The 15,217-nt window shown below is 63.2% G+C and carries 19 protein-coding genes and 1 pseudogene; 14 read left to right on the top strand and 6 right to left on the bottom strand.

The features are described 5' to 3' along the window. Positions 1-265 precede the first annotated feature (265 nt). The 7 genes and pseudogenes from P1T08_09545 (at position 266) to P1T08_09575 (ending at position 6,311) form a co-directional block, all read left to right on the top strand. A pseudogene (locus tag P1T08_09545) lies at positions 266-454 on the top strand (helix-turn-helix domain-containing protein). Positions 455-467: 13 nt separating this feature from the next. Further along, positions 468-890, top strand: a complete 423-nt coding sequence (locus P1T08_09550) for a hypothetical protein (GenBank protein MDF1596319.1) — start codon at positions 468-470, stop codon at positions 888-890. Between the two features lie 142 nt (positions 891-1,032). Continuing rightward, positions 1,033-1,764 (top strand): metalloregulator ArsR/SmtB family transcription factor, encoded by a 732-nt coding sequence (locus tag P1T08_09555; protein ID MDF1596320.1) that lies wholly within the window; start codon positions 1,033-1,035, stop codon positions 1,762-1,764. Then, positions 1,761-2,114 (top strand): DsrE family protein, encoded by a 354-nt coding sequence (locus P1T08_09560; GenBank protein ID MDF1596321.1) that lies wholly within the window; start codon positions 1,761-1,763, stop codon positions 2,112-2,114. The genes P1T08_09555 and P1T08_09560 overlap by 4 nt, the downstream gene beginning before the upstream one ends. 30 nt (positions 2,115-2,144) lie before the next feature. Continuing rightward, positions 2,145-3,326: an FAD/NAD(P)-binding oxidoreductase gene (locus P1T08_09565; GenBank protein ID MDF1596322.1), complete on the top strand. Its 1,182-nt coding sequence runs from the start codon at positions 2,145-2,147 to the stop codon at positions 3,324-3,326. A gap of 105 nt (positions 3,327-3,431) precedes the next feature. Beyond that, a complete protein-coding gene (locus tag P1T08_09570) occupies positions 3,432-3,734 on the top strand; it encodes a hypothetical protein (GenBank protein MDF1596323.1) in 303 nt (100 codons plus the stop codon). A gap of 810 nt (positions 3,735-4,544) precedes the next feature. After that, on the top strand, positions 4,545-6,311 hold the full coding sequence (locus tag P1T08_09575) for an SWIM zinc finger family protein (GenBank protein ID MDF1596324.1): 1,767 nt from the start codon (positions 4,545-4,547) through the stop codon (positions 6,309-6,311). A 128-nt stretch (positions 6,312-6,439) separates the two neighbouring features. Here P1T08_09575 and P1T08_09580 read toward each other — a convergent pair whose 3' ends face one another. From P1T08_09580 to P1T08_09600, 5 genes are all read right to left on the bottom strand, one after another. Beyond that, positions 6,440-7,243, bottom strand: a complete 804-nt coding sequence (locus tag P1T08_09580) for a hypothetical protein (protein ID MDF1596325.1) — start codon at positions 7,241-7,243, stop codon at positions 6,440-6,442. Beyond that, positions 7,227-8,303, bottom strand: a complete 1,077-nt coding sequence (locus P1T08_09585) for a helix-turn-helix domain-containing protein (protein ID MDF1596326.1) — start codon at positions 8,301-8,303, stop codon at positions 7,227-7,229. The genes P1T08_09580 and P1T08_09585 overlap by 17 nt, the downstream gene beginning before the upstream one ends. Before the next feature lie 644 nt (positions 8,304-8,947). Continuing rightward, entirely contained in the window at positions 8,948-9,190 is a 243-nt protein-coding gene (locus tag P1T08_09590) for a thioredoxin family protein (GenBank protein MDF1596327.1), read from the bottom strand. Positions 9,191-9,200: 10 nt separating this feature from the next. After that, positions 9,201-10,256 (bottom strand): permease, encoded by a 1,056-nt coding sequence (locus P1T08_09595; protein ID MDF1596328.1) that lies wholly within the window; start codon positions 10,254-10,256, stop codon positions 9,201-9,203. Then, positions 10,253-10,558, bottom strand: coding sequence for a metalloregulator ArsR/SmtB family transcription factor (locus tag P1T08_09600; GenBank protein MDF1596329.1), 306 nt, complete (start codon positions 10,556-10,558; stop codon positions 10,253-10,255). Before P1T08_09600 ends, P1T08_09595 begins: the two co-directional genes overlap by 4 nt. Positions 10,559-10,696: 138 nt before the next feature. Here P1T08_09600 and P1T08_09605 point away from each other — a divergent pair, with 138 nt between their 5' ends. Continuing rightward, positions 10,697-10,855: a zinc-binding dehydrogenase gene (locus P1T08_09605; protein MDF1596330.1), complete on the top strand. Its 159-nt coding sequence runs from the start codon at positions 10,697-10,699 to the stop codon at positions 10,853-10,855. 137 nt (positions 10,856-10,992) lie between these two features. Here P1T08_09605 and P1T08_09610 read toward each other — a convergent pair whose 3' ends face one another. Then, positions 10,993-11,547 carry a YdeI/OmpD-associated family protein gene (locus P1T08_09610; protein MDF1596331.1) on the bottom strand — a complete coding sequence of 185 codons (555 nt, stop codon included), beginning with the start codon at positions 11,545-11,547 and terminating at the stop codon, positions 10,993-10,995. A gap of 449 nt (positions 11,548-11,996) precedes the next feature. On the opposite strand from P1T08_09610, the gene P1T08_09615 reads away from it, so the two are divergent. The 6 genes from P1T08_09615 to P1T08_09640 all read left to right on the top strand — a co-directional run bounded on the left by P1T08_09615 (position 11,997) and on the right by P1T08_09640 (position 15,166). Further along, positions 11,997-12,356: a metalloregulator ArsR/SmtB family transcription factor gene (locus tag P1T08_09615; protein ID MDF1596332.1), complete on the top strand. Its 360-nt coding sequence runs from the start codon at positions 11,997-11,999 to the stop codon at positions 12,354-12,356. Continuing rightward, positions 12,353-13,255: a cation diffusion facilitator family transporter gene (locus tag P1T08_09620; protein MDF1596333.1), complete on the top strand. Its 903-nt coding sequence runs from the start codon at positions 12,353-12,355 to the stop codon at positions 13,253-13,255. Before P1T08_09615 ends, P1T08_09620 begins: the two co-directional genes overlap by 4 nt. 321 nt (positions 13,256-13,576) lie before the next feature. Next, positions 13,577-13,720, top strand: a complete 144-nt coding sequence (locus P1T08_09625; GenBank protein ID MDF1596334.1) for a YHS domain-containing protein — start codon at positions 13,577-13,579, stop codon at positions 13,718-13,720. A gap of 21 nt (positions 13,721-13,741) precedes the next feature. Continuing rightward, entirely contained in the window at positions 13,742-14,158 is a 417-nt protein-coding gene (locus P1T08_09630) for a hypothetical protein (GenBank protein MDF1596335.1), read from the top strand. An 88-nt stretch (positions 14,159-14,246) separates the two neighbouring features. Further along, positions 14,247-14,645, top strand: a complete 399-nt coding sequence (locus tag P1T08_09635; protein MDF1596336.1) for a cytochrome c — start codon at positions 14,247-14,249, stop codon at positions 14,643-14,645. Between the two features lie 26 nt (positions 14,646-14,671). After that, the gene (locus P1T08_09640; protein ID MDF1596337.1) at positions 14,672-15,166 is read left to right on the top strand and encodes a cytochrome c; all 495 of its coding nucleotides are present in this window, start codon (positions 14,672-14,674) and stop codon (positions 15,164-15,166) included. Positions 15,167-15,217: the final 51 nt, after the last annotated feature.

The raw sequence follows: 15,217 nt of genomic DNA on the forward strand, positions 1-15,217 counted from the left end.
CCCACAATCGGGCTCATAACCCGAAGGTCGTAGGTTCAAATCCTACCCCCGCTACTAGCAAAGGCCCTGGTCAGAGCGTTTTCTGACCGAGGCCTTGTCGCGTGATGGGCCGAACTTTTAACGGATCTTCTAACGGGTTCTAACGGAGAAGTGTGCGAGTTCGGTTGATACTGGACATTGTGGCTCCGGTTGGTGGGTTCCACTTTGCGTCTGGAGCTGACGGACATTGCTGACATCTGGGTTCTCCAAAACGAAAGGAGAACTGATGACTGAGAGAGAGCATCAGCGACTGGTGAATCATCGTTTGGCGGTCATCCGCCACGCCGAGGAAGTGACCGGGAACGTCGCTCAGACGTGCCGAAACTTCGGGATCACCCGCCAAACCTTCTACGTGTGGCTACGCCGCTACCAGGAGAAGGGGCTGGAGGGACTCCGAGACAAGTCGCGTCGTCCGCATCACAGTACCAATGCCACCTCGGCTGAGGTGTTCGGAAAGATCATCTACCTGCGACAGATCGACGGGCTGGCCCTACGCCGATCCGCTCTTTGCGGCGCTCATCGGGCTTTTCATCCTTCTCAGAGCGTGGCGGCTCGGACACCAGGCGCTCCGCATCCTCGTGCAGGCGGCACCGTCGGGCCTCGACCTCGACAGACTTCGCTCGGATCTCGCCTCGATTTCAGGTGTGGTCGACGTTCACGACCTGCACGTAGGGGCCCTCACCTCCGAGATGGACGTGGCCACTGTCCACCTCATGACAAGCGATGGAAGGGACTCTCACCAGGTTCTCGATCAGGCGCATTCGGTCCTCGAGGACCGCTACCACATTGCTCACGCCACCCTCCAGGTGGAACCACACGCCCACCAGGGCTGTTCCGAGATGAGCTGGTAGACGGCGGCCACAGTTGACGTAGTCGCGTCGGTTGCTGGGCTTGGTCTACCAACTATCGACGCACTACCCATGATGCCGCCTCGGTTGTTATCGATTCTGATCTGAGCTTTACTCTTGTTCTATAGATTTATAAAATGATGAGATGTCTTCTACTCAAGGTGCCGGTCGGTTGGTCAAGGACGGGTTGTATGCGCAGTTCGCCCGGATCGGGAAAGCGGTTGCTCACCCGAAGCGGATCGAGTTGTTGGATGTGTTGTGTCAGGGGGAGCGCAGCGTCGAGGTATTGGCTGCGGCGGCGGCGACGACAGTGGTGAATACGTCGGCGCATTTGCGGGTGTTGCGTGAGGCCCGGTTGGTGGCGACTCGCAAGGAGGGGACCCGAGTCTTCTACCGGCTTGCCGACGACGCGGTGTGCGAGTTCTACTTCTCGTTGCGTGAGCTGGCTTCGGACCGGTACGCCGAGGTGGACAGGATCGTGCGGGACTTCTTCGACGCCCGGGACGAGCTGGAGCCGGTCAATCGCGATGAACTGCTGTCACGGGCAGGCGAGGGAGACGTGATCGTCCTCGATGTCCGTCCCCGCGAGGAGTACGAGGCAGGCCACATCCCGGGTGCGGTCTCGATACCGCTCGCCGATCTCAAGGGACAAATGGCCAGCCTGCCCCCTGGGGCCGAGGTCGTCGCCTACTGCCGTGGCCCCTATTGCGTGCTCGCCCCCCAGGCAATCGAATTGTTGCGCAAGGGGGGGTTCACAGCTCGACGCCTCGAGGACGGGTTTCCCGAGTGGCGGCGGGCCGGCCTCCCGGTGGCGACCGGAGAGGAACTCACAGCGGATCTGCACCCAACAACAACCACGGAGATGACAGGACCATGAGTGAGACGCTCTTTGTTCTCAACGACCCGCCCTACGGCACCGAACGCAGCTACAACGGTCTGCGTCTCGCTGGATCGTTAGCTAAGCGTGAAGGCGAAACTGTGAGGGTGTTCCTGATCGGCGACGCCGCCTCCTGCGCCAAGGGAGGCCAAAGGGTCCCTCAGGGCTATTACAACCTCGAGTTGATGCTGCGATCGGTGGTCCGCCGCGGCGGCGAGATCGGGGTGTGCGGCACATGTATGGACGCTCGGGGAATCACCAACACGGAACTGGCTGAGGGATGTCACCGCAGCACCATGGAAGAGCTGACCGACTGGACCCAACACGCCGACCGGGTCCTGGTGTTTTGACATGGCGGTCATGAACGAAAGGACTCCATCGTGAATGAAGCCAAAACTGTCGTGATCCTGGGTGGGGGCGTCGGCGGTGTCGTCGCTGCCACCACCCTCCGCAAACAACTCCCGACCCGGCATCGGGTGGTTCTTGTGGATCGTGAACCCGACCACCTGTTCGCACCGTCGCTGCTGTGGCTGATTACCGGTCAACGCACCGCCCGCCAGATCTCCCGGCCCCTCGACCGCCTCGCCAAGAAGGGCATTGAGGTGGTCTGCGGCGACATCGACCGAATCGACCCCGAGACACGCCGTGTTTCGATCGTAGAGCGGTCATCGACCGGCGACAGCTCAAGGGACATCGAGGCCGACCACCTGGTGGTGTCACTGGGAGCCGAACTCGCTCCCGAGACCATCCCCGGCTTGGTCGAGGCCGGTCACAGCTTCTACACGCTGGCGGGAGCCGAGAGCCTCCGTGACGCGCTACGAAGCTTCGATGGTGGCCGGATCGTGGTCCTCACTGCCGCCCCAGCCTACAAGTGTCCGGCCGCCCCCTACGAAGCCGCCATGCTGATCAACGACCACATCCACAAACGGAACCTGGGTGATCGGACCCAGATCGACCTCTACGCCGCCGAGCCCGGCCCGCTCGGAGTCGCCGGACCGGACGTGTCGGCCGGCGTACGTTCGATGGTCGAAGCGGTCGGGATTGGCTATCACCCAGAACATCAGGTTATCTCGGTCGACTCCACAGAACAGCGCCTCACTTTCGCCAACGGGACTACCGCCGACTTCGACCTGTTGGCGTACGTGCCACCGCATCGGGCGCCCCTGGTGGTTCGCGACGCGGGACTCGTGGACGACAGCGGCTGGATTCCCGTCGATCGAGACACTCTTCACAGCCGCTACCCGGGTGTGTACGCCATCGGCGACGTGACGGGGATCCCATTGAAGATGGGTAAACCGCTCCCCAAAGCTGGGGTGTTCGCCGAACGTGAAGCCAAAGTGGTCGCCCACAACATCATCGGGGACATCACCGGCCACGGTGAAACAGAGTCGTTCGACGGTCACGGCGAATGTTTCGTCGAAACCGGTGGTGGGAAGGCAGGGTTTGGACGCGGCGACTTCTACGCCGAACCGACGCCGCAAGTGGTACTGCGCCCGGTGGGCCGCCGCTGGCACTTGGGCAAACTGTTCTTCGAGAAGAATTGGTTCCGTCGATGGTTCTAGGAACCGATCGACGGCTCCAGGACTGCTATCGGATCCCATAGCCGGACTGTTGCGACCCAGTGGCGACTTCTCCGTCAGACGCTGTCGCGGTAGCTTCGTGTGGCAATGGAACACCCCCCGAGTCAGATCCCGCTACCCGATCATGCCGAGCGTGAGCATCGCGGTTTGATCCATCGGCTCCGCCACATGGTGGCCACGAACACGATCACGATTCGGCGTTCGGGGCTCGTCGCGTCCGAGACAGCAGCGACGACGACGCCCCGACGCCACCTGATCGTTACCGGCCCGACCGCGTCTTTCCGACGCCTGCGCCCAACGGGCTCATGGTGCGGGTTCATTGGCCGTTCTCTCGTTCGTCTCACCACCGGCATCAGCGTCCCGCTCGAGCCGCCGGAGCGGCACGCATGAGCTTGTCAGCCGAGGTGGTGGGAACGCCCTGCGAGCGGAGGGGTGAGGCCAGAGACGAGGAGGTGGGAAATCAGCGTTGGTCAACTATACGAGCCGTGCCCACTCGGTCAAGTACGGGTATCGCGCGCCGAAGTGTCTTGTCGCGGTGAGCCCCTTGTCAGCACGTTGTCAGCATGACTGGCACCAACGCACGCCAACCGGCGCATACGAACGGCCTCTCTTTCTCCGGTGATCGGTCGCCTGACCAGGACGTACACCTATGTCTCCCCATCCAAGCGGACGAGCGTCTGTGCGCTCATAACCCGAAGGTCGAGGTTCAAATCCTACCCCCGCTACGAACGAAGGCCCTGGTCAGAGCGTTTTCTGACCGGGGCCTTGTCGCGTTTCCGGTCGGCACCGAGCAGGTGTTCATGACCACTCACCTCGACGCTACGTCAAGCCTTCGGCCTTCCGTGTCCACGCAGAGGTGACTGTGGTCATGGACGGTCAGTACCGGAATGAAGACCGCCTTCTGCGTGCGTTTCAACAACGAACCCGACGAATTCGTCGACCCGCGTCTCGAGTATCCGACGACCACCGATGGATCGATCTCGTGTGCGCGGGGCAGGTGTTCTGGTTGGTTCAGCAAGTGAAAGCGGGTGATCTCGTTGTCTATTGTTGGAGTGTCTCGAGGGCGAGGGGTTGGTGTTGTGCGTATCCACGAGGAACAGGCGCGGCACATATCCTGCAGGGACGATCCTGCGCTTCTCGCCTCGGGGATGATAGTGAGGTGGCTGCCAGTCCGATGACCGGCGGGAGGTTGAAGGTCTGTTGTCTGACTACGAGCTGAGTTGGGCGTTCACATCGGTGGCGATCGGTGAGTTCGCTGGTCCGCGGTCGTACCTGCGCGGTGTGGGATACCAACGAGAGGGCAGGGTCGAGCTCGAAGCAGGGAACGACGTGCGGGTCCGAGCGACGGTGCGTGGGTCGATGCCCTACGCCGTCGAGCTGTGGGCCGACGACGGTGAACCCGGGTGGTCGTGCACCTGTCCCGCTGCCGAGGATGGATCGTTCTGCAAGCACTGCGTCGCAGTTGCCCTCTCGCTGGCCCCTGATGACGCCTCGGCCCCGAAACTCGTCCCGGTGCTGACATCCCCGACCGGCCCGTCGCCGGCCGATGAGCTGGCCGCGTTCGTGGAGGGTTTGTCGCACGAGCGCCTGGTGGAGATCGTGCTCGATCGGGCCGGGTCAGACTGGCGGCTCGGTGAGCGTCTGCTGGCTGAGACTCGCGCCGAGCGAGCCGCAGGGCTCGACCTTGACGTGTGGAAGCGTCGAATCGCCGACGCCTTCGCCCCGTACAGCGATTTTGTCGGGTACCACGAGGCACAGGGGTGGGCGGGCGACGTCGATGAGATGATCGACGCGCTCGAGGATCTCGCGGCGGCGGGCCATGCTGCGGCGGTGTTGCCGCTGGCGGAGTACGCGCATCGCCGGGCGGATGAGGCCGTCCAGTATGTGGATGACTCAGACGGCTGGTTGTCGAACATCTCGACCCGGCTGAGCGATGTACATCTCAGTGCGTGCATCAAGACCCGGCCTGATCCGGTCGAGTTGGCCTGCCGCCTGGTCGATCTGGAGCTCACCTCGGAGCTCGACGGATTCCATCGTGCCGCTGCTACCTACGCCGACGTGCTCGGTGAGGGCGGGTTGGCGGCTTTTCGCGAACAGCTCGAACCGCGCTGGCAGAAACTCGGCCCCGACGATGACGAGGTCGGTGACGAGGACGAGGAGGCGTGGCTGAGTTCGTTCGCAGTACGGCAGGCCATGGTCGGCTGGGCGCTTGGCACGGGTGACCCCGATGCGCTCATCGAGGTGCACAGCCGCGAACCGCTGCGAGTTGATGCGGTCCTGGAGATCGCTCGGTCGCTCACAGACGCTGACCGGGTCGAAGAGGCGGTCGAGTGGGCGACCCGCGGGTTGGAAGATCATGCTGATCGCTCGTGGCAGACCGGGCCGCTGCGGGAGTTCCTCGCTGGGATCTACCGCTCGCAGGGCGAGTCGGAAGCAGCCGTCGGCCTGTTCTGGGATGCATTCGTGGCCGCGCCGTCGCTCACGGCGTATCGGCGTCTGCTCGATGAGGCCACCGGTGAGGATGGTTGGTCGCAGCGCTGTGTCGAGCATCTTCGGCAGCAGCTGGCCGGCGTGGCGCCGCCCCGGTTCGCACCATCGCAGGGGCGTGGGTTCGGTGACGGGTCGGTGCTCGCCGAGATCCTGCTCTATGGGGGCCGCGCCGATGAAGCCTGGCAGGCAGCCACCGACCACGGGTGCGGACGGCGACTGTGGATGACCTTGGCGCGGGCCCGCGAGGACACCCATCCGCTCGACGCCATCGGAGTGTACGAACCCGAGGTCTTCGCGCTGATCGACCAGAAGAAGACGCCCGCCTATCGGTCGGCGGTCGATCTGATGAGCCGAATCCGGCGGTTGGCAACCGCTGCCCGTCAACCCGATCGTTTCGCGGTGGTGCTCGAGCGCGTCCGGGTCGAGCACCGCGCCAAACGCAACCTGAAGAAGCTGTTGGACGACAAGGGCTGGTGAGGCTCGACCCTCTACCGCTACTCCCTGGGTCCCGGCTGGTGCACTCGACCGGATGGTGGAGATCCCGAGCAAGCCAGCATGTACGACAAGACGGCGGAGCCCACACGGACGCGCTGATCGGTTCTGGCTCAGAGCACGGCGAGTAGGTCCGACACCAGGGCTGTCATCGACGCTGCGATCGTGTCGGGGTCGGCGTCGAGCCCAGCGGCACGGATGGCCATTTCGACGCCGACCGCATCGACACGACCGAACAACGGCTCAAGCTGGGCAGCAGCCTCGACGGTGACGGCTGCGCTCAGCTCATGGGCGCGTAGACGATCGATGCGCTCGGCCAGATCCGTGGTCACGGTGGCCTGGAGAAGCCGGAGCACGTCAAGCGCATCCTTGTCCCGCACCCGGTCGTCGGCGTTGGTGCGCTCCGTGATCTTGTGGACCTTCGCAACCAGGAGCGCGCCCGGCCCAGCGACCAGCATGGTGACGGATCGAGCATCAGCTGGATCGAGGGCGCCGATCGTCATCGGTTGACGGTCAACGAGTGCTGCTTCGAGTCCCTTGGCGCGTCGGGCGACGCGCTTGCCATGTGGTCCGAGCCGAGCGCCGCGAGTGCCCGGGCCGGCCAGCGCTTCGGGAACCATCAGATCGACGTAGATGCCATCGGGGTTGAGCCAGCCGCCGGGGTGCTCGCGGGTGGTGAAGCCACGCGCCGTCAGGAGGTCGGCTAGCAGCGGGAAGTCGGCGAGGTCAGCAGGGCCGATCGTGAAGTCGGCGTCGGTGGTGTACTCGACGGCGGCGAGGTCGGCGTCGCCGGTGTGGAGGTAGATGGCCTGGGCGCCGACGAGGACGATGGCGTCGAGATGGACAGCGAGCGCGTCGGTTGCGTCGAGCAGCGCCGAGCGGGCGCGGACATAGAGCGGATCAGGATCGCCAGGCATCCTCGTTCTCCCTCATCCACCGGAGTATCTCCTCGCCCTGTGACGGTTCTCGGCCCGGTCCTGTCAGCAGGTCGACTGCGAGCTGGCTCGGGGCGACGCATCGCAGGCCGTCGCGACTGATAGTCCGGTCGAACACAACCGGATCGAACGGTTCGAGCAGCACGACGTTCGCGCCCGCCTCGGCTTCGCGGAGGCCGAGTCGGTTGGCGGCCTTGGTCACGTCGACGACGTAGAGGGTGGCGGTTCTGGCAGGTGCGATTGGATCGAAACGCTGCGCCGCGAATGCACCGGTCGCGGCGTAGCTGAACTTCGCGTCTCGAACCTTCTTCTCGATCGCCGGGAGCCCACGCGGTTCCAGGAACGTCGCGGCCATGTTCGAGCCCACCTGGTCGTAGTCCGTCGCCCACCGACGAATGGCAGCCTGCCAGTCGACGGCCAGTACGAGACCGCGGGGCTCACGGGTGACGACGCCTTCTCGCTCCAAGAGTTCGAGCACACGCGAGACGGACGCCGCAGACGTGCCGGTCGACTTGGCGAGCTCGCGGACACCGAACGGGGGAGCGCTGTCGATGATCGCCCTCACCGCACGTGCCGCGCCGCGACCGCGAAGCGATTGGAGATCACTCTTCTGAGGCCACGGATCTCGATCCGCTCCCACCGTCGAGATGAACAGTCCAGGCGAGGACCCCTCGATTCGGACGTTCCCGGTCGTGTCGATGTAGCCGATTCTGAAGTCGTCGAGGATCTCCCGGGATCGAGGTGAAAGATACGCGGCGGCGATGACGGGCACAGCAGCCGGCAGGGCTTCGGTAGTGAGCATAGAGATCTGCTCGGCTGCCTCGGGCACGAGACGCGGTTCCAGCAGTCGCTTGATCTCGATCGCCAGGACGGCGCGCTCGCCACTCGGCGAGGTGATCTCGATGAGGAGGTCGATCCGGGAGTCCGCGGCGGACGCGCTGGTCCTCGGTCGGATCGACCAACCCGAGGGGAGGCGCTCGACCAAGATCTGCTCGACGCCGCGAGCGATACGCGTTTCACTGGGCAGCCGTTTGCTCGCCACAGGCAAGTCCTCCTTCCAGGCACCTCGGCTGTTCCAGAAAGGATACTGTTTCAGTGTTGGCGAAACAAGCGTGTTTCTGGAACACTTCCAACGGATCTTCTAACGGATAGGCTGGCACGAGGAGTTATCCACCGGCACAGGCCAGCAAGCCGATTCCGCGAAACCCCTGGTAGACGGTACTTTCCGGCACCAGCCGGCACCAGCCGGGATCACCAGAAAGGAACTCATAACCCGAAGGTCGTAGGTTCCTACCCCCGCTACGAACGAAATCCCCTGTAAACACAGGGGATTTCGGCTTTTCTGACTTCCCTCGGAACGGCCGTTGCGGGCGTCCATACCGCGTCGATACCCCGAACCACTGTGTGCTCCTTCGGTAGATACTGGACACTGTGGCTCCGGTAGGTGGGTTCCACTTTGTGGACGCGGTTCCGGTTGCTGGGCGACAGTGGCTCCGGTACGTGGACGACACCTTGCTGGTTGCATGCTCCTCGGTTCGTCTGAGAAGGTTGTCGCCCGGCCGTCAGACAAATCCTGATCTGGCCCGCCACAACGCCCGGTGGGTCGACCTCAGTTAATGCCTTGTATCCGGTCGACCACCGACAGGCGAGCCAGGTCCGGTTCGGAAGGTGCGACCGGGGTGGCGTTCATGTGAGGGCGCCGGTGAGCAGGGTCTGGAGTTCGGCGACTTTGGGAACCCGCCCGGTCAGTACCACTTGTTCGTCGATGACCAGGGCTGGGGTGGACATGACCCCGTAGGCGGCGATAGCGGTGTAGTCGGTGACTTTCTCGATCTCAGCGTCCAGTCCGAGCAGGTTGACTGCTTGGGTGGTGCGTTTCTCGAGGGTTTGACAGTTGGCACAACCCGAACCGAGCACTTTGATCTTCATGTGAGCCTCCTTATAGGACCAGATTGAATAGGAAACCGACCATCAGGATCCCAACTCCGACCACTCCGACGAAGACGCCGAGCAGGCGGGGTTTGAGGACCCGCCGTAACAAGACCAGTTCCGGGACCGAGAGGGCGACCACCGACATCATGAACGCCAGGACCGTACCCAGGGCGAGGCCCTTGGCATAGAGGGCTTCGACCAAGGGCAGAATGCCGGCGGCGTTGGAGTAGAGGGGGATCCCGAGACCGACCGCTACCGGTACCGCCAGGGGATTGTCGGGTCCGGCGTACTCCACAAAGAACCCCTCCGGGACCCAGCCGTGGATGACGGCTCCGATCCCTATCCCCACCAACAGGTACGGCCAGATCTTTCGAATGATGGTCCGGACCTCTTCACGGGCGATAGCGAACCGGTCTGCCCAGCTCAAAGCAGTAGACATGTCGACGGGTTGGCCTCGAAGGGTTGTCTCGAAGACGAAGGGTTCCACCCACTTTTCGAGGCGGAGACGGCCGATCACCCACCCGGCCACGATCGCCACCGCCAGTCCCGCGGTTACATAGAGGGCGGCGATCTTCCAACCGAACAGCCCGTACAGCAACACGATGGCGACTTCGTTGACCATTGGGCTGGCGATCAGGAAACTCATGGTGATACCCAAGGGAACTCCGGCTGCGACGAACCCGATGAATCCCGGTACCGCACTACACGAGCAGAAGGGGGTGACCACCCCCAACCCGGCCGCAGCGATATTCCCAACCCCCTCGCGGCGGCCCCCCAGCAGAGCCCGGGTGCGTTCCACGCTCATGAAGCTCCGCAAAACGGTCACCGCGAAAATGATCCCGCCCAACAGCAGCAGTATCTTGACGGTGTCGTAGAAGAAGAACTCGACCGCCGAACCCCACCGGCTGACCGAATCGAACCCGGCCAGGTCGAAGACCGCCCACTCCCACAAAGACCTGTTCAGCTGATACGCCACCAGCCAGGCCCCAGCAGCGGCCAGCAACCCACCCCACAGCCGCCACGGCGCACGCACGACCGGCGCAGACTGCAGGCCGGTGCTCACCGCCCGCCCTCAACAAGCTCGGCAGGGAGGGACCCGCGCACCAGGTCAGCCGCCGCGTCTGCGAGCCGGTAGTCGACCCAGCGGCCCCGCTTGGAGGCTTCCACCAAACCGGCTTCCCGCAGCACCCGCAGGTGATAGGACAGCAGATTGGGGGCGACGTCGATGGTCTCCTGTAACTCGCACACACACTTCAAGCCGCAGGTCAGTTCGTCAAGGACCTGCAAACGGATCGGGTCCCCCAACGCCGAAAACAAGGTCGCCCGCTCTTCAAGCGTTGTTGATTCAAGAATCATTGAACTCATAAGCACATTGTGACATGAGCACGGCCCAGCGGTTAGGGGCGAAGGTCCCGAATTGGCCACAGACCGGTGCCTGCAAGCCGCGGCCACCCCGGCAAAGGTCCATAGCGTGGTCTGCCCTGATGCAGTTGCAGAGGGGTCTTGCCAGACTCCCTTGTCGAGTTCTTCGATCTGGCCGCAACCGACAAGATGAGACCGGTGATTGCCGAACGCTTCCCTCTGCTCGAAGCCTCCCATGCCCACGAGTTCAGGGAGCGTGGCGGATATGCCGGCAAGGTGGTCTTGACCTCTGATGCCTGACCGGATCTTGCTCTCCGAACCTGCATGCAAATCCGGCGGTCCAGAACACCGGAACTGGCCGCAGGAACGGACTGGTAGCGAATCGCACAGAACGCCCAATATGCGCCGTATCGCCCGCCACTAGGGGCGCACCGCGGCTATGTAGAGCCGAGGGTTTCTCCCGACGAGAGCCTGCGGATGGTTTCTTCTATTCGGTTGGCACGGGCAGCCGGCCGTTTGGCGGTGTGAATCCACCACAGGTACTGCTTCTTGGCCGAGGCGTAAAGAGCCTGATAAGCGGCCCTAGCGGCCGGGGCGGCATCGAGGGCGGCTTGCAGATCAGCCGGGACAATCAGGGCATCGACCTGGTCGGTCTGAGACCACGAGCCGTCGGCCCTTGCCTCGTCGATCGTCGCCTGACCGACCTCGGTCATGAGTCCGTCGCGTACCAGCCGCTTGATCCGGTCCTTGTTGAGCGCCGACCACAAGCCGCCCTTTCGACGGGGGGAAAACCACTGCATCATTCGGTCGCCGTCAACGCGCCGGGATTGACTGTCGATCCACCCGAAGCACAGTGCTTCTTCGACCAGGTCGTCGTACACCGGACCGTCGAGGCTGCTCGACTTCTTGCGGTAAACGATCCACAGACCCTCTTGCCGGTCGGGGTTCGAAGCGAGCCAACTACGCCAGCCGGCACGGCTGACTGGCGCCATGACGTCTTTTCCATTCGGTGAAGGGGGATCCTCTAGGTCGGCGGTTCGTGTCATCGCTACCGACCCTACGCCGAGGAAGGGGGAGCGGCGCACTTTGCGGTCGTCCATGATCGTCGGCCGTAGCTCGCCCCCGATGTCGAGGCGCCCGGAGACGCCGTCGCGCAGGTCTCACTGGACGGCGTCAATGCTCGACCCGAGAGTCGATCGAACCAGCGTCCGGCGGAGGAGCGGTTCCATTCGCGGGCAAGGGGCGGCTGGACCGGTTCCAGCACCCGAGCGCACCGCTCATACATCTGAATATCTGAGCTCGTATTCAGGTGCTAGTGGTCCGTCGCGGATTTGGTGACTTGGTCTCCTGCCGGACGATCCCCGCTGTGGCAGGGTTCGTGGCACTGCCTACCCCGGTCATCAAATAGCAGACAGACCACTAGTGGCCATATTCTGCCCTGATGAGCCAGTCGAGTGATACTTCTGATCTCAGCCACGATTCGAAGCCTGGTCGGTTGTTGGGACTCGACGATGCCCACTTGCTGGCGGAACGGTTCAAACTTCTGAGTGATTCAAGGCGGTTGCGCATCATCGACGCCCTGCTGGAGACAGGCGATATCTGCGTGAGCGATCTGGCCTGCCTGGTCGAAGCCAGCGAGTCGGTGACCAGCCACCAACTCCGGCAGCTGCGGTTGGCCGGTCTGGTCCGGGCTCGTAAACGGGGCCGGGAGGTGTTCTATGGAGTCGCAGACACCCATGTGCGGTTGCTGCTCGACGTGGCAGTCGAACACTATCTGCACGGGCATGAGGAGCACCGATGAGCGTTCCGCACACTCACGTCCCCCGGGCCGGGCGCCGTCATCTCCGCCCCTTGGCCATCGCTTTCCTACTCGTGGCGTCATTCATGGTGGTCGAGGCGGTGGCCGGGTTCCTGACTGGTTCGCTGGCGTTGATCTCCGACGCCGGGCACATGGCCACCGATGCCCTCGGCTTGGGAATGGCGTTAGCGGCGATCGTCGCCGGTGATCGGGCGCAGACCGGCAACGGACGAACCTACGGGCTGTACCGGCTGGAGATCCTCGCCGCCCTCGCCAACGCGGTGCTGCTCTTCGCCGTGGCCGGCTACGTCATCTTCGAAGCCGTCCAACGGATCCAGGAGCCATCCGAAGTGCTGGCCACACCGATGCTGGTGGTGGCGGTCGCCGGCCTGGCGATCAATTTGATCGGTTGGAGGCTCCTCCGGTCGGGAGCAGAAGAGTCGATCAACGTCAAGGGCGCCTACCTCGAGGTTCTGGCGGATCTCGCCGGTTCAGTGGGGGTGATCGTCGCCGCCCTGGTCATGATCCTCACCGGCTGGCCCTACGCAGATCCGCTCTTTGCCGCACTCATCGGGCTGTTCATCCTCCCCAGAGCGTGGAAGCTCGGACACCAGGCGCTTCGCATTCTCGTGCAGGCGGCACCGGCGGGCCTCGACCTCGACGAACTTCGTTCGGACCTCGCCTCGATCCCCGGCGTGGTCGACGTTCACGACCTCCACGTGTGGACCCTCACCTCTGAGATGGACGTTGCCACCGTCCACCTCATGATCGGCGAAGGAACGGAACCCCACCAGGTCCTCGACCGGGCGCGTTACCTGCTCGAGGATCGCCACGACATTGCTCACGCCACTCTCCAGGTGGAGCCGGACACCCACCAGGGCTGTTCCGAGATGAGCTGGTAATCAGGCTTACAGATTCACTGGATCAGCCGTCGGTTTTGGCTGCCGCCCGTGCTCACGGAGAGGCGATCGAAAACCGGGCGGGGGCCGCGACTGTACTCCGATTTGGGTGGCAGGCCCGATGTTGCCCCTTGACATTCCAGTCGAATGGAAGGTGTATGGTGCTGGAGTGGCAAGTTCCCAACCTTCCCGATGGGTACGACGTACCGGTCGTGTTCGTTCCCGGCCAACCGGGCGAACCGATGTTGCCAAGTTTCCGTCTCGGGACACCGCCTTCGACACCGCGGTTGCCACCATCGACGATCGAAGAGGAGGATGACCATCGTGAAAGATCCTGTCTGTGGAATGGAAGTAGGAGAGGGAGCGATCCGCGTCGAGGGATATGACGACGTGGCCTTTTGCTGCGAACACTGCAAAAAGACCTTCCTTGCCGATCCGTCCGCCTATCTCAGCAAGGATCCCCACTGAGTTGACCGAAAGGAATTAACTGTGCGTTTAGCCAGAATGATGGTCGTGTTCGTGGTGTTGGTCATGAGCGCGGTGGCCTGCGGGGGTGGTGCTGCCCCGGAAGGCACCATCAAAGTGACGGCCTCGGACATGAAGATCGAAAGCAACTACACGACCTTCAAGGTTGGTGTTCCGTACCATTTTGAAGTCACCAACGAAGGGGCGATTCCCCATGAGGTCATGCTGATCCAACCTATTGAGGGTGGGATGATGACCATGGAAGAGATGGACGCAATGGCCCGGGGCATGGTGGAGGCAGATGACCTTCCGTCCGGCGCGACGGCATCCTTCGATTACACCTTCACTTCGGCTGATGTGGGGACTCCTTTGGAGTTGTCGTGCCATGTTGAGGGTCACTACGAGGCGGGGATGTTCCTACCGATTACGGTCGAGGAATAGAACCCTTCAGCTAATGGGGACCGGTGGGCGCTTCGGGTGGTTGTCCATCCGGAGTGTGGGGCGAGACCCGATCGAGCGAAGGAAAACCGTGCGGCGTACGACCCAGGGGTTGGCGGTCAGCGCGATGGCGATTGTCTTGGCAGGTTGCGGTGGCTCTGGTTCCGCCGTCGACATGGAGGTGTTGAATCAGGACCCCGGGTTGGTTGCCATCGGGGCTGACCTGTACGCCACGGCCTGTGCAAGCTGTCATGGTGATGACCTTCGAGGAACCGAGGAAGGTCCCTCTCACCTGTCGGAGGTTTATGAACCGAGCCATCACGCCGATGGGGCGTTCCTGTTGGCGGTCCGTCGTGGCGTTGCGCCGCATCATTGGTCGTTTGGGCCGATGCCGCCGGTCGAGGGTCTCACCGACGATGATGTCGAGGCGATCGTTGCGTTTGTGCGGGATGTCCAGGGTCGGGAGGGATTCGAGTCATACCCGCCCTAGCGGGTAGGTTCGCATACCCTTGGTGCATGCGAAGTGGGCTCTTGTTGGTGGTCGTTGCCGTGTTTTTGGTGTTGGCTGGGTGTTCGAGTGCGGCAGATACGACTACCACCTTCAGTTTGCCGGCCCTTCCGGGAAGCCCAACCGTGCCCGGGGGAGAGCCGTTGCGGGAGTTGGACTCGGATAAGATCGCGGCGGGCGAGGACCTTTACGCCGGTTTATGCGCCTCATGTCATGGCGCCGATCTGAAGGGTGATCCAGATTGGCAAGTGATGAACGCGGACGGCAGTTTCCCGCCACCTCCTCAGGACTCCTCCGGCCATACCTGGCATCACGGCGATGATCTTCTGGTCGAGATCATCCTGACTGGCTCCGAGTTTCCCCAGAGCAGGATGCCGGCGTTTGCGGGTCAGGTAACCGAGGCAGAGGTTCTTTCGATCCTCGAGTTCTTCAAATCGACGTGGGGTCCTCAGGAACGAACCCTCCAATGGGAGGTAACCCTCCGCGAGCGCGCTTCGTCCTGACCAGGGCTTGGTCGAAGCCGGGTCGAGTGCCCAGCGGACTCAGGTTCACCT

This window comes from Acidimicrobiia bacterium (assembly GCA_029210695.1).
GTDB lineage: Bacteria > Actinomycetota > Acidimicrobiia > Spongiisociales > JAHEDJ01 > JAHEDJ01.